The sequence below is a fragment of the Micromonospora sp. Llam0 genome, assembly GCF_003751085.1.
Lineage (GTDB): Bacteria > Actinomycetota > Actinomycetes > Mycobacteriales > Micromonosporaceae > Micromonospora_E.
The window spans coordinates 1,189,660-1,203,083 of record NZ_RJJY01000002.1; the positions used below are offsets into that span (position 1 = coordinate 1,189,660).

General features: G+C 69.0%; 14 protein-coding genes and 1 pseudogene. 3 read left to right on the forward strand and 12 right to left on the reverse strand.

Annotation, left to right across the window (positions count from 1 at the left end; all coding sequences use genetic code 11):
* Position 1 precedes the first annotated feature (1 nt).
* The 7 genes from EDC02_RS32745 to EDC02_RS32775 all read right to left on the reverse strand — a co-directional run bounded on the left by EDC02_RS32745 (position 2) and on the right by EDC02_RS32775 (position 5,806).
* Positions 2-451, reverse strand: a complete 450-nt coding sequence (locus EDC02_RS32745) for an NUDIX domain-containing protein (RefSeq protein ID WP_199757997.1) — start codon at positions 449-451, stop codon at positions 2-4.
* Complete coding sequence (locus tag EDC02_RS32750; protein WP_123606074.1) at positions 423-1,076, reverse strand: ATP-binding protein; 654 nt, start codon at positions 1,074-1,076, stop codon at positions 423-425. The genes EDC02_RS32745 and EDC02_RS32750 overlap by 29 nt, the downstream gene beginning before the upstream one ends.
* On the reverse strand, positions 1,073-1,864 hold the full coding sequence (locus EDC02_RS32755; protein ID WP_123606075.1) for a hypothetical protein: 792 nt from the start codon (positions 1,862-1,864) through the stop codon (positions 1,073-1,075). Before EDC02_RS32755 ends, EDC02_RS32750 begins: the two co-directional genes overlap by 4 nt.
* Positions 1,865-1,960: 96 nt before the next feature.
* Positions 1,961-2,728 carry a hypothetical protein gene (locus tag EDC02_RS32760; RefSeq protein ID WP_148083734.1) on the reverse strand — a complete coding sequence of 256 codons (768 nt, stop codon included), beginning with the start codon at positions 2,726-2,728 and terminating at the stop codon, positions 1,961-1,963.
* Entirely contained in the window at positions 2,721-3,722 is a 1,002-nt protein-coding gene (locus EDC02_RS32765) for a radical SAM protein (protein ID WP_123606077.1), read from the reverse strand. Before EDC02_RS32765 ends, EDC02_RS32760 begins: the two co-directional genes overlap by 8 nt.
* A gap of 984 nt (positions 3,723-4,706) precedes the next feature.
* Positions 4,707-5,135, reverse strand: coding sequence for a helix-turn-helix transcriptional regulator (locus EDC02_RS42050; protein WP_233606567.1), 429 nt, complete (start codon positions 5,133-5,135; stop codon positions 4,707-4,709).
* The gene (locus EDC02_RS32775) at positions 5,135-5,806 is read right to left on the reverse strand and encodes a hypothetical protein (RefSeq protein WP_148083735.1); all 672 of its coding nucleotides are present in this window, start codon (positions 5,804-5,806) and stop codon (positions 5,135-5,137) included. The genes EDC02_RS42050 and EDC02_RS32775 overlap by 1 nt, the downstream gene beginning before the upstream one ends.
* A 948-nt stretch (positions 5,807-6,754) precedes the next feature.
* On the opposite strand from EDC02_RS32775, the gene EDC02_RS32785 reads away from it, so the two are divergent.
* From EDC02_RS32785 to EDC02_RS42980, 3 genes and pseudogenes are all read left to right on the forward strand, one after another.
* Positions 6,755-7,594, forward strand: a complete 840-nt coding sequence (locus EDC02_RS32785) for a helix-turn-helix transcriptional regulator (protein ID WP_233606568.1) — start codon at positions 6,755-6,757, stop codon at positions 7,592-7,594.
* The gene (locus EDC02_RS32790) at positions 7,591-7,785 is read left to right on the forward strand and encodes a DUF397 domain-containing protein (RefSeq protein ID WP_370461594.1); all 195 of its coding nucleotides are present in this window, start codon (positions 7,591-7,593) and stop codon (positions 7,783-7,785) included. Before EDC02_RS32785 ends, EDC02_RS32790 begins: the two co-directional genes overlap by 4 nt.
* A 44-nt stretch (positions 7,786-7,829) precedes the next feature.
* Positions 7,830-8,063: pseudogene (locus tag EDC02_RS42980) on the forward strand (hypothetical protein); the annotation flags it as partial.
* Here EDC02_RS42980 and EDC02_RS32800 read toward each other — a convergent pair.
* From EDC02_RS32800 to rimI, 5 genes are all read right to left on the reverse strand, one after another.
* Positions 7,962-9,821, reverse strand: a complete 1,860-nt coding sequence (locus EDC02_RS32800; protein ID WP_233606569.1) for an ABC transporter ATP-binding protein — start codon at positions 9,819-9,821, stop codon at positions 7,962-7,964. The pseudogene EDC02_RS42980 and the gene EDC02_RS32800 sit on opposite strands and share 102 nt — an antisense overlap.
* Positions 9,818-11,581 carry an ABC transporter ATP-binding protein gene (locus EDC02_RS32805; RefSeq protein ID WP_123606083.1) on the reverse strand — a complete coding sequence of 588 codons (1,764 nt, stop codon included), beginning with the start codon at positions 11,579-11,581 and terminating at the stop codon, positions 9,818-9,820. The genes EDC02_RS32800 and EDC02_RS32805 overlap by 4 nt, the downstream gene beginning before the upstream one ends.
* A 77-nt stretch (positions 11,582-11,658) precedes the next feature.
* Positions 11,659-11,913: a hypothetical protein gene (locus EDC02_RS32810; RefSeq protein ID WP_123607334.1), complete on the reverse strand. Its 255-nt coding sequence runs from the start codon at positions 11,911-11,913 to the stop codon at positions 11,659-11,661.
* Positions 11,914-11,924: 11 nt separating this feature from the next.
* On the reverse strand, positions 11,925-12,971 hold the full coding sequence (gene tsaD / locus EDC02_RS32815; RefSeq protein ID WP_123606084.1) for a tRNA (adenosine(37)-N6)-threonylcarbamoyltransferase complex transferase subunit TsaD: 1,047 nt from the start codon (positions 12,969-12,971) through the stop codon (positions 11,925-11,927).
* Positions 12,964-13,416: a ribosomal protein S18-alanine N-acetyltransferase gene (rimI, locus tag EDC02_RS32820; protein ID WP_123607335.1), complete on the reverse strand. Its 453-nt coding sequence runs from the start codon at positions 13,414-13,416 to the stop codon at positions 12,964-12,966. Before rimI ends, tsaD begins: the two co-directional genes overlap by 8 nt.
* Positions 13,417-13,424 lie beyond the last annotated feature (8 nt).

Genomic DNA, 13,424 nt, shown 5'->3' on the forward strand with positions numbered 1-13,424 from the left:
ACTATGACCAGCCGCTGAGTACGAAGGGTGCCCGGTCTCGGAATGCGCGTACGCAGGCGGCGGTGTACGGGTAGGTGTTGGTCGGCAGCATGTCAGCGGGAAACCATGCGATCTTGGCGCACTTGTGCGGCTCGGCGTTGACCGGCTCGCCGTGCCGGCTTTGGTCGAAGGCCACGGCGAAGGCGAGGCCGACGCGGGCGAGGCCGCTGGCGTTGCGGTGGTGCACCGTGGTGACCAGTTGCGGCTCCGAAGGGCTGAGGCGCACGCCGATCTCCTCACCGGCCTCGCGGACGATGGCGGTGATTGCGTGTTCGCCGTGCTCCAGCTTCCCGGATGGAAGATTCCACTGGCCGTCCGCGTAGCCGGTTCCTTCGCGGAGCGCGAGTAAGAGATGGTCGGCGCGGGTGAGTAGGAGCAGCACATCAACCGGGTGCGCAGGGAGGATGGTCACGCTGGCCGAGGTTAGCCGGTCGTGCCAGGAAGTAGTGGGTCGACCCCCGCCGGGCGATCCATGCCACGCGGGCGGCGGTGTCGATCCCGGTGGGCACGTCGGTCAGCGGTAGGTTCACGTCGGCGCAGGTTGCGCGGAGCGCCTCGGCGGTTTCGGCTTGGAGGTGGGCGACCTTGGCTCGCATCGGGTCGTTGGGATGGTCGAAGCGGTCAGATAGGTAGAAGACCGCGTCGTAGGTGGTAGGTGCCCATGTGCGGCAGAACGTAGCCATCGCGTCGAGTACGGCGGCGTCAGGGCTGCCGGGTGCGGGGGCGAGGATCATGCGGGCGTAGGCGAGAACGTTGATCACCGTTTTGTCGCAGATGAGGAGTCGTTGATGGCGGGCGGCGCGCAGCGTCGTGGACAGGTGCGCGGCGAACAGGTCCACTTCGCAGGTCAGGTCGAAGTTGCCCTTGCCGTGAATGACGGTTTCCTCGATGAAGGGGCTTGTGCGGGCGGGCTCTGCGAGGCAGTCGACGAGCACGCCTTGGTGCCGGTAGTGGGCGGTCAGCGCGTGGACCAGGGTGCTCTTGCCGGATGCGTGTGTGCCCTCGATTCCTACAAGCACGCAGGTTCGTGCGGTCATCGCGTTTGCCGCCCTGGCGGGAGTAGTGCCTGGAAGGTGGGGTGGTCCAGCCAGGCGACGCGGCCGGCCCATTGCTCGGCGAGGTTGGCGTTGACGTTCAACGGCGATCCCCAGGTGACGTATCCGGCCGCGCGGAGCGCGACGTAGGCGGTAGAGAGGCTGTGTCGCAGGTTGAGCACGGTGATGCGTTCCCGTGCTTCGGTGTCGCCATGTTCCAACCAGTCGCGGTGTAGGGCTGTCATCGACTTTCGTGCCAGTTCCGGTTGGGTCACGTCGAGGTCGAGTTCGCCGCACACGTCGACAAGGCGGCGGGAGGTGCCGGTGAGCACCTGGCTGGTGTCGAATCGGGTGTCGAGCACTCGTTGTGCGGGGTCACTGCGTCGCTCCTGCCATGCCCGTCTCGCGGCAGTCAACGCGGTCGGTGTGGAATTTCCGGCGTTGGCCATGAGCACCGCTAGGTCGCTGCATAGCTGGTGCCCGACGATCAGGTCTGCGCCGCCCAATGCTGCACCGATGTCGGTCGCTGCGGCCTCCACCAGTTCCAGCCGCTCCTGGTCGTGGCCTAGGTAGACGCTCGTCGACCAGAACGGCAGACCACCGGTGAGCTGTGCTGGCTGGTTTGTCGTGGGAACGGTGAGCCAAAGGATCGAGTAGCAGAACGCCTGGTTGCCGTCCTTGATTCGGTAGTTCTTGCTCCACTCGACATCCATCGAGGCTACGAGTCGAGTGCCCGCCGGGCGGCTCGGTGTGCTGCCTGGCCCACCGACGTCGCTGATCATCTGCACCATCTTTACCACTCCACATGGTCATGCTCATGCTTGCCGGCCGGTGGACGTCGCCCGTCCCGCCTCGGTACGGGCGACGGCCACCGACCCTAGCGCCGTTCAGTCTGGAGCAGAGGTGAGCACGGCGGCCGTGTTGGTATCCGTTCCGACGATGCGGCGGGTGGCGCAACAGGCGGTGTCGGTGTCGGTGGTGAAGACATCCCACGCTGCCCGGTCGATGGTCTCGGTCACACGAGAGGTGCCCTCCCAGGTGTAGCGATCGGTGTGCACGGCGGCGGTCAGACCGACTGCCAGGCACCGGGCCAGGGCGGATCGGGCGACTCCGGACGCGCACGTCGGGCAGGTGGGCACCGGGACCGACACGGGTTCCAGGTGCATGTCCAGTTCCGCTCCGGTCGCGGCGGCTTCCGCAGCGGTGTCGATCATGACTGCGACGCCGCGTTGCTTGACCGTCCGGTTCGCCCAGGCGGAAAGCACCTCGGCCGCTCCGCGCAGCGGCACCGTTGAGAGGGCGTTCATGCGGGTCAGGTCATCGCTGAGGCGGTGTCCGGCGAGGATGACGCCGAGGCGGCGGGCACCGGTCAGCTCCCGGTCGGTGAGCCGGAGCAGGTCCGGCACCTCACCCGGTTCCTCGATGACGGCTGTCCGGAACCCGACGGACAGCGTGTCGTCGGCGATGTGCTGGGCGGTGCCGTGTTTGCGGACCCGCAGGTACACCGCCGCCGACGCGACCGGTAGCCCCGCCTCTTCGGGGCGGCCGGACCATTCAAGGGTGCAGGCCGTCAGCATGTCCCAGTGCCGGCCGAAGGGTCGTTGCTCGGCGCCGAACGGCGTCTGCGGCCATTGCAGGTTGGTGTACTCACGCACCGACGTGCCCATCGGAGGCGGGGGCGCCCGCGTTGGCAGCGGTGCGGATGCTGGCACCGAGGTACTTGGCGAAGTGGTTGCGCTTGTACCGGTAGCGTTTCCAGATCTCCGTCACCGGTTCGGTGAGGACGTTGCCGAGAGGTTCCAGCAGGTCCGGTGCGTCGTACACCGGCCAGGCGCTGGCCTTGCCGGTGACCTCCACGAGGATCATGTGACCCTCGGTTTCCGGGGTCCAACACGTCATGCGCAGCGCCGGCCGCCAGTCGTGGGTCGAGCGTGCCTCCATGAGCCGGTCGAACGTCCGGCCCGCCTCGTCGATACTGATGAACTCGTTGGCCTCCAGGCCGAGGGCGTTGCCCTTGCGCAGCGGCAGGATCAGTTTCAGCTTGCCCGCTCCGATCACATCCGCGATCTGGTAGGTGAACGGCAACGCGTGCAGGGTCGACCGGTACACCACGGCTGACAGCGACAGCGGCAATCCAGCGTCCAGAAACGCGCGCACACCGGACATCACCTGGTCGTAGTCGCCGCGTACCCGGTTGGTGGTCGCGCGTGGTCCCTCCAACCCGACGTTGACGAACGCCACCTTGTCCACCATCGACTTGGCGTGCTGCAACCCCCGGGTGGCATTCGTCGGGATACCGAGGATGAAGTCGGGGCTGTACATGTCCACGATGTCGCCGAAGTCTCTGCGCAGCAACGGCTCCCCGCCGGACAGGAATACCCGGCCTACCCCGGCAAGGTTCGAGCGGATCGTGTCCAACTCGGGCAAGGTCGGGTCGGGAAGCTGCAACGTCTCCGAGCAGAATGAGCAGTCGAAGTTGCACCGCTTGGTGATCTGGAGGATGACCGACAGCGGCACCGTCGCCGCCTCGGCAAGCTCCTCGATGCTTGCCGCGCCAGTCACGGTGAAGTGGTGTCCGGCGGTGAAGGCCACCGGCCCGGCGACCTGCGGCGGCGCGGGCGGGACAGCGGGCATACCCAGCATGGTCATGGTCAATGTCTCCCTTGCAGGGGTCGGGATCTGGTCCGACCGGACCGTTATGGCATGGGTGAAAGTCGATGGTTGAGTCGTAGATGTCGCCACGCACGAGTCAGTTCGACTAGCCGGGAGGGCCTCGTTCCCGAGGTGTCGTCCGTCCCGTCTTGTGAGGCACGACGAGCCGATTCCGGGTGGCCACCGCTGCTTTGACGGGTGACTGGACGGGTGCGGGGCGGTGATGGCTGGCCATCAGTGCTCCCGCTCGTAGAGCAAGCCCTCGGCATCCGGCGACAGATCGCGCCAACCGACCGAGTAGCCGAAAGGCTCTGTCCGCGCCTGTATCAGCTCGGGGTTATTCGAATGAGCGGGATCGGGGTGCCGGGGCTCGTTGGCCGCCGATGCGGCTGGTGCAGACAGGGCGCTTCGTGTGTCGTACCAAAGTGGGTCGTCCCCGGCTGCTGCGATGACCGAGGCCGCGAAGGACCGGACTTCGCATGGCGTCGGACCACCGCATCTCGCACACGTTCTAGCTGCGGTGACCTGGTGGCGTTGATAGAGCTCCACGGCGGTGGCGTGCGTCGGGGTGCCGCGTAAGGTGGGAATCGGACGCTGCATACCGGCCTCCTTCCTAACTCCGGCCGTTGGTGGTGATCAGGAGGCCGGACGTACCCCTACCTGTCGATTCGTCAATGCGGTGGCTGGCCCGTCCACCGTGACTCGCCCGTCACGTTGGCGAGCAGGGCCGTCAGGGTTAGCGAGAAGGAGCTGGAAGCGGGCCTTGGAGTTGGTGTCGGCAAGGGTGAGGGCTTGGTCGAGCACAGACTGTGCCGCGAGCGTCGGTGTTGCGGGGGTGGTGCGGTGCTCCCATGCGGTAACGGCAGCTACGGCCAATCCGAGGTGCTCGGCGAACGCTCGCACGCTCATGCGCAGCGCCTCGCGCAACGCGCGGATCTCCCGTGCGGTCCACCGACCGACGACCACTGGCCCGCACTCCTCTCACGATGCCGGGGATGTGGTGCCGGCAGGAGTGAATGGTGCCGGCTGTGTGGTGGGAAGCTGGCGTTCCAGGTCGCGCTCCAGTTCGGTCTGGGCGTGGAAGTCGCGCATGAGTGCGTGTACCTGGTCGTACACCGCCAGGAGCGCTCCATGCGCGCCGAGAGTCGTGTCCGCGTTCAGCCAGAATCGGCGAGTGGTGTTGTCGCGGCCGACTTCGACGTTGGCGATCTGGCTGCGGGAGTAGCGAATGAGCGTGGCAAGGTCGACTTGCCTTAACCCGGCTGCGACGCGCCAGAAGGCCAGGTGCCGGCCGAGGTCCTTGCGCGCGTCGGCTACCTGACCGGGTGTGATGCCGCCCGTAGGGCTGACGCGGCGCGGCGTGGTCGGAACACGCTGATGCTGCGGCCGAGGGTGCGGTGCACGGGTCATCACGACCACCGCCCCTGGGCGATCGGGTACACCCGGGCTTCGCCCGCCACCGTCGGCACACCAGCAACGACCGGGGCGAGTCTTACGGGCTCGACATCGGCGGGGCTGATCAGCACCTGGATCGGTCCGGCCACAATCGCGACATGGCCGGGGGGCACCGCGTCGTGGTGCACCACCGTGACAGCTGTGTCCTCGTGCATGCTGAGGTGCACCACCGCTGTCTTCGCGTGCACGGTTACCGGTTCGTGGCCGTTCGACGCTGAAGGGGTGGCGGCTGGAGAGTGGGCGATGGTCAGCGGCGTCGCTGGACGGCCGTGTGATACCGCTGCCTGCGACGGACCCACGGGTGGGAGTGGCTCGGCCGGTGAGACGTCGGGATCGTTGGTGTGGCCCTGGATGATGAAGAAGCCGAGTTCGGCGTCCGTGGCCTTGCCCAACACCGCACGCAGCGCTGTGCGGTAGTGCGCGGACGGCCAACGGGTCTGGCCGCGTTCCAGATTGCCGATGTAGTGGCCCGCGACGGCGGAGCGTCGCCCGGCGTGCTCATACAGGTAGGTGATAACCGCGTCGGCCAACTCCTGGCGTGACAACGGCCGACCCGAGCCCGAAGGAGACCGCAGCGCCAGTCGTGCTGCCCGCAGCAACTCGTTCGGTCCCGGTTGATAAGCCATGAAACAAGATCCGTTCCTTGATCGGAGATCGTCGGGGACAGAGCGGCGAGGAGATGGCGAGTAGTTCGACGTACCTGGCGACCACGCGGGTGCGTTTCTCAGCCATGACCTACCCGGCGGATCCTGTATGTGTGCTGGGTGTAGCCCGCTATCTCGGGGCTCGGCAGCCGTCAAACTATGCACCTCAGCTCGCCGCCCGCGTTGATAGCCAACTGAATTCATCCTGCTTGTCGCCCATCAGTTCCGGCCGCGTCGCGCCAGGTCGCCGCCGAGGGAGCCGTGCCGAAAGCAAGAACACCCTGGCCGCCGCTTCGTGCACTGAGCACGGGCCGAGCACCCGACACTCCACGCACAGCCCGTCACTACTGGATACCGCATGCCTGTCAAGTGTTGCTTGCGCCTGATCGATCTGGTTTCCTCCGTGGTAGGTGCCCATGCCCGTCCGTTCTTGCCAGACGGCTCCCGTCCAGCAACCAAAGTCTGGTGGCTTTTAGAAACGATGGTCGTGCTATTTTTTTCGGAGGTTGCTACAGGTTCTTCCTGACGTTCTTCGCAATGGCGTCAGTGGTGGTCGCGCCGCACTCCGGGCACCAACGAGACTTGATCTTGAATGAGAGTAGTCCGGCCAGGTAGCTGGCCACTGCAGTGCCTGCAACTGTGGCAATAAGCATCTTTATTGTCTCCCCGTCCCGTTGCGACGCGCCTCGGGCGGCTAACGAGTCGAGGCCGTGCCAACGGGTTCGACGCTGCCACCTTGGGTCAAGGCGGCTGCGGGAGACACCGACTCCGGCGCGGACTTTCGTCGAACTGGGCATGTTCCCGACCTCCCTGGCTACGACGAGGGGCAACGCAGGAATAATCCCACGAGGCACCTGCGTCAGGCAACTGTCTGGAGCTAGTGTTTGGAGAAGTGTCTTGATCGTTGACCTTGGTCGTAGACTGTCCGCCGTGGCAAGTCCTACTGCTCGACGGAAGCTGGGCATCGAACTCAAGGGGCTGCGCGAGGCAGCCGGCCTGAACATCGATCAGGCTGCCAGCGCGGCTGGCATCTCCGACTCGCACCTGAGCCGTATCGAACGTGGTCGGGTTGGTGTTCGACCGTTGACCCTCAAGGCGTTGCTCCAGAGCTACGGTGCAGACGCCGAGGTCACGGAACGGCTGGCCCGGACCGCCGCCGATACGACCAAGCGCGGTGACCGGGGATGGTGGCAGCCGTACGCTGCGGCGATCTCCGAGAAGTACACGAGCCTGATCGCCTTCGAGAGCGAAGCGACCTCGATCAAGGCGTTCGGTTCGATGGTCGTGCCCGGCCTGCTCCAGACCGAGGAGTACGCCCGAGCGCTACTGCAACGCGGACCTGTCCGACTGAAGGTCGACGAGATCGACACGCGTGTCGCGGTACGCACGTCACGCCAGGCCATCCTTGATCAGAGCGACCCGCCGAGCACGTGGATCATCCTTGACGAAGGAGTCATCCGCCGGATGGTCGGTGGCGCGGAGGTCATGCGTCGCCAGATCCTCCACCTGGTGGACATCGCAGCGCGGCCCAACATCGACCTCCAGGTGATCCCATACTCCGCAGGTGCCCACGCCGGCACCCTCGGACCGCTCGTGATCCTTGGCTTTCCAGAGGGTGACGACGTCGTGTACTGCGAGACCTACGCTGGGGACCTTTACCCCGAGGCGGTAGCATCGTATGGCGACGTATTCAACAGGTTGGCGCAGGATGCGTTGTCTACGGACAGATCGACCGAATTGCTACGAACCGCCGCAGAGGGGATAAAGTGAACGGACTGACGCAACACTGGAAGAAGTCAACCAAGAGCAACGGCAGCGATAGCTGCGTCGAGACTCGAGCGCATAGCGGCGGGGTCCAGGTCCGAGACTCCAAGGACCGCAGCGGTCCGACGCTCTCGTTCGACCGCGAGAGCTACGGCAACTTCCTCGCCGGGCTAATTACGGGGCGCTTGGAATCCTGACCTGACCAGCACGAGAAGCCGTGGGCGACCTCCCTCAGGGGTCGCTGTTGTTTTTCGGCGGCCCCTCTTGGGTTTCGCGCCTGTGGGCGCGGAATCAGTCGACGCCCGGCCGCTCTCGGGGGCTGTTTCAACTCCGCCCGCCCTGCCTCACTGACCCTCGTCACAAGCACGTCCGGCTACGTACCCCGAAACTCAGCGACGACGCGCCGCTGATCGGCGCTGCCGAACTCGCCTTCGAGCAGCTGCTCGCCGACCCGCTCGACGCGGTGGCCGGCTGACCCGAGACCCTGCCAGGTGCGCCACAGATCGGCGTACGGACCGTCGGCGGCGACCAGCTCGTCGTGCGAGCCGAACTCGGTGATCAGCCCGTCCTCGACCACGGCGATCCGGTCGGCGTCGTGCGCCGAGTACAGCCGGTGGGCGATCGCGATCACCGTACGCCCGTGCAGCACCGCGGCGAGCGACCGCTCCGTGCGCCGGGCGGTACGCGGGTCGATCAGCGACGTCGCCTCGTCCAGCACCAGGGTCTGCGGATCGGCCAGCACCAGCCGGGCCAGGGCGAGCTGCTGGGCCTGGTCCGGACCGACCGGGTGGCCGCCGGCACCGACCACCGTGGCCACCCCGGCCGGCAGGGCGGACACCCAGTCCAGCGCGTCGACGGCGGCCAACGCGTCGCGTACCTCGGCGTCGGTGGCGTCCGGTCGGACCAGCGCGACGTTGTCGCGCACCGTACCGATGAAGACGTGATGCTCCTGGGTGACCAGGGCGACCCGGCCGCGCAGCTGGTCCGGGGCGAGGTCGGTCAGCGGTATGCCGCCGGCGGTGACCGAGCCGGCGGTCGGCCGCAGCACCCCGGCCAGCAGCCGGCCCAGGGTGGACTTGCCGGCGCCGGACGGCCCGACGATCGCGATCCGCTCCCCCGGTTGCGGCACCAGGGTGACCCCGCGCAGCACCTCCCGGCCGTCGACGTAGCTGAAGTGGACGTCGACCGCCGCGACCGGGTCGGCGGCGCGCACACCGTCGGGGGCCGGCGTGCGGGGCACTGCGGTCGCGGACCGGCCCGGCTGGGCGACGCCGAGCAGCCGGGCCAGCGACGCGGCACCAAGCTGCAGTTCGTCCAGCCAGTTCAGCAGCCGGTCCAGCGGGGCGGCCAGCATCTGCACGTAGAGCACCGCCGCCGTGACCTGACCGAGCGTCACCCAACCGCGCAGGTAGCACCAGCCGCCGATGGCCAGGGTCGCCGCGACCGGCACCACATAGCTGATCTCGATCAGCGGGAACCAGACGGTACGCAGCCACAGTGTGTAGCGCTCGGCCGCGTACTGCCGGGCGATGTCGGTGTCGGTACGCCGCCGCCGGTGCTCCTGCCGGCGCAGCGCCTCGACGGTCCGGGCACCGTCGACGGTCTCGCTGAGCCCGTCGGTGATCCGCGAGTACGCGGCGCTCTCGGCCAGGTAGCCGTCCGGCGCCCGACGCAGATACCAGCGGGTGCCCGCCCACAGCAGCGGCACCACGATCAGGCAGGGCACCGCCAGCACCGGACCGACCAGCAGCAACGCCCCGAAGATGAAGGTCGCGGTGCTGATCGCGATCAGCGTCTCGGGCACCGCGAACCGCACCGACTTGGACAGCACGGCGACGTCGTGCGAGGTCCGGGTGAGCAGGTCACCGGTGCCGGCCTTCTCCACCGTCGACAGCGGGATGGACAACACCCGGCCGATGAACTCCTCGCGTAATGCGGCCAGCACCCGCTCGCCGAGCCGGGCCGACGCCACGTGCGCGTAGCGGGCCAGCACCGCCTGGCCGACCAGGAACCCGGCGATCGCCAGGGCGGTCCGGTCCACTGCGCTGACCGCCGCCGTCCCGGTGGTGAGCGTCTCGACCAGGCCGCCGAGCAGCCGGGGCGCGGCGAGCCCGGCGACCGCGGCACCCACGTGCAGCGCGAGGGCACCGGCCAGCATCCGTGGGTGCCGGCGGACCAGGACGCGGGCGTACCGGCGGACCTCGGCCCGGTCCGCGACCGGCAACGCCGTCACGACGCCACCTCACTCAACGCCGCCACCTCACTCAACGCCGCCGGCTCGCTTGACGCCGCCGACTCGGCGCGGGTCACCAGGGCGGCGTACCCGGGCGCGGTACGCAGCAGATCGGCGTGACTGCCGTCGGCCACCACCCGGCCGGCGTCGACGAACACCACCCGGTCGGCGTGTTCCAGCAGCAGCGGGCTGGTGGTGCAGACGACGGTGGTCCGGCCGGTCCGGGCGGCCGGGAGTCGGGCGGCGATCCGCACCTCGGTGTGCGCGTCGACTGCGCTGGTCGGCTCGACCAGCACCAGGATCGGCGGGTCGGCGAGCAGCGCCCGGGCCAGCCGGAGCCGCTGCTGCTGACCGCCGGAGAACTCCCGGCCACGTTCGGCGACCTCGGCGTCGAGACCGTCGGGCAGCGCGTCGACGATGTCGGTGGCGCTGGCCGCGACCAGTGCCGCCCGGATCGCGTCGTCGCTGGCCCGCCCGGTGCCGTCGAGTTCGTCGCGCAGCCGGCCGGTGAACAGCCGGTCGTCGTTGTCGGTCACCAGAATCCGCTGCCGGACCGCGGCCAGGTCCAGCTCCCGCAGCGGTACGCCGGCCAGGGCGACCTCGGCGTCGCGGTAGCGCCCCAGCCGGTCGGCGAGCCCGGCGACGTCCTCCGGCGCGGTGGCCGCGACGGCGGTCAACTGGTACGGGGCCACCCGCAGGCCGGACGTGGAATCGACCAGTTCGCCGTCGCGGTCCGGCAGTCGGCGCGGCCACGCCGGGTCGGTGAACTCCGGCGTGATGGCGAGCAGGCCCGCGACCCGGCGGGCGGCGACGTGGCCACGGGTCATGGTGTGCAGGAACTCGGTCAGCGTCCGGATCGGACCGGTCAGGAACGCGGTGTACGCGTAGGCGGCGACCAGCTGCCCGACGGTCAGCTCGCCGGAGAGCGTGAGCCGCGCCCCGAGCCAGGTCACCAGCACCAGGAACATCCCGGGCAGCAGCAGCTGGCCGGCCTCCAGGACGGACTCGACCCGGGCCAGTCGGTCGCCGCGCCGCCGCAGCTCCTGCGACTGGTCCCGGTAGCGGTCGGCGAAGGCCGGTTCACCGCCGACGCCGCGCAGAATCCGCAGGCCGGTCACGATGTCGCCGGCCAGGGTCGCCAGGGTGGCCTGCTGGTCCCGGTAGGTCTGCTGGCGGCGGTGCAGCGGCCGCAGGCCGAGCCCGACGGCCGCCATCAGCACCGGCACCCCGATCACGATCACCAGCCCGAGCGGAACTGAGATGCCGAGCAGGATCGCGGCGACCACGACGATCGCCACCACCGCACCGACCGCCCGGGCGACCACCTCCACCGCGCCGCCGAGACTGCTCATGTCGGCGGTGCCGATGCTCACCACCTCGCCGGTGGCCAGCCGTTTCGGCAGGGTGGCGCCGAGCCGGTTGGCCTGCCGTACGGTTAGCTGGACCGTGCGGTACGCGGTGGACAGCCAGTTGAACACGCCGAACCAGTGCTGGCTGATGCTGGCCGTCGCCTGGACCAGCCCGAGCCCCAGCAGCACCGCCGACCAGCCGAGCAGCGCCTGCGGATCGCGGGCGGTCAGGCCGACGTCGACGGCGCGCCCGAGAACCGCCGGCATCAACGCCTGGCTGCCCATCCAGACCACGCTGAGCACCGACCCCCAGGCCACGGACGCCCCGGCACGTCCGGCCAGCCAGCGCAGCAGACGCAGGGCTGACCGGTGATCGGCTACGCCGGGATCGGCGACGGGTAGTGACCACATGACATCGCGACGGTACGGCTACGTTACGTGGCCGATCCACCGATTTTCCCATTTCCGCCGGCCGGTCGGCGGCGGCCTCAGCGGTCGACCTGGGTGAAGTCCCAGCTGTGCGGTGGCCGGGTGACCAGCCGCAGCGGCGGTTCCGGCAACGACAGCGGGCCGCTGCGCCACTTCGAGATGACCACCAGCCGGTCGTCGGTCGACGAGAAGACCTCACTGGCCAGGTGCAGCGGGCTGTGTTCGATCTCCGGCAGCGCGGTGTCGCAGACCCAGGTGAGCAACTCGGTCAGGCGGGACGGCTCGGCCTTGGCCTCCCACATCCGCACGATCACGTCGCCGGACATTACACGCTCACCGTGGTCAACGGCAGCGCGGAGTCGGCCGGCAGGTCCAGCCGGCTGGCCGGTACCCCGGCGGCCACCAGATGCGAACCGAGCGCCGCGACCATCGCGCCGTTGTCGGTGCAGAGTTTCGGCCGGGGCACCCGGACCCGGATCCCGTACCGCTCGCAGCGTTGCTCGGCCATCGCCCGCAGCCGCGAGTTGGCCGCCACCCCACCACCGATGACCAGGGTCTCGACGCCCCGGTCCCGGCAGGCGTCGACCGCCTTCGCGGTCAGCACGTCACAGACCGCCTCCTGGAACGACGCGGCGACGTCCGCCACCGGCACCGGCTCACCGGCCCGTTCCCGGGCCTCGACCCAGCGGGCCACCGCGGTCTTCAGCCCGGAGAAGGAGAAGTCGAACCGGTGCGCGGCGAGGTCCTTCGGCGCGGTGAGTCCACGCGGGAACGCGATCGCCGCCGGGTCACCGTCGCGGGCCGAGCGGTCGATCGGCGGCCCACCGGGGAACGGCAGACCGAGCAGCCGGGCCACCTTGTCGAACGCCTCACCGGCCGCGTCGTCGATGGTGGCGCCGAGCGGGGTGACCCCGGCGGTCAGGTCGTCGACCAGCAGCAGCGACGAGTGCCCACCGGAGACCAGCAGGGCGATCGCCGGCTCCGGCAGCGGACCGTGTTCCAGGGTGTCGACGGCCACGTGGGCGGCGAGGTGGTTGACGCCGTACACCGGCTTGTCGGTGGCGATCGCGTAACCCTTGGCCGCCGCGACACCGACCAGCAGGGCACCGGCCAGACCGGGGCCGGCGGTCACCGCGATCGCGTCGATGTCGGCCAGGGTGACGCCGGCGTCGGCGAGCGCCCGGCGCATCGTCGGCACGATCGCCTCCAGGTGGGCCCGGCTGGCCACCTCCGGCACCACGCCGCCGAACCGGGCGTGTTCGGCCACGCTGGAGGCCAGCGCGTCGGCGAGCAGCGTGTGCCCGCGGACGATACCGACCCCGGTCTCGTCGCAGGAGGTCTCGATCCCGAGGACCAGTGGTTCGTCAGCCATCTCGCATCATCACCAGAGCGTCGGTGTTGCTGGGTTGGTAGTAGCCACGGCGTACGCCCACCGGTTCGAAACCGTACGCCGCGTACAGCCGCTGCGCGGGTGCGTTGTCCACCGCGACTTCCAGGAAGGTCCGGCCGGCCCCGCGTCGGGTGGCCTCGTCGAGCAGTCCGACCAGCAGGGTCCGGCCCACGCCGCGCCGCTGGCGGTCCCGGCGTACCGCGACGTTCTGCACCCACGCCTCGTCGGGTGCCGCCGGGTCGCCGACCAGCGCCAGCCCCGCGTACCCGGTGAGCTGGTCGGTACCGTCAACGGCGGCCAGGTAGTGGTGTCCGTTGGCCAGCTCGTTCCAGAACATCTCGGCCGACCATCGTTCGGCCCCGAACAGGTCCGCTTCGATCGGCAACGCCTGGTCGATGTGCCACCAGCGGAACGGGACGATCCGCACCTGCCCGT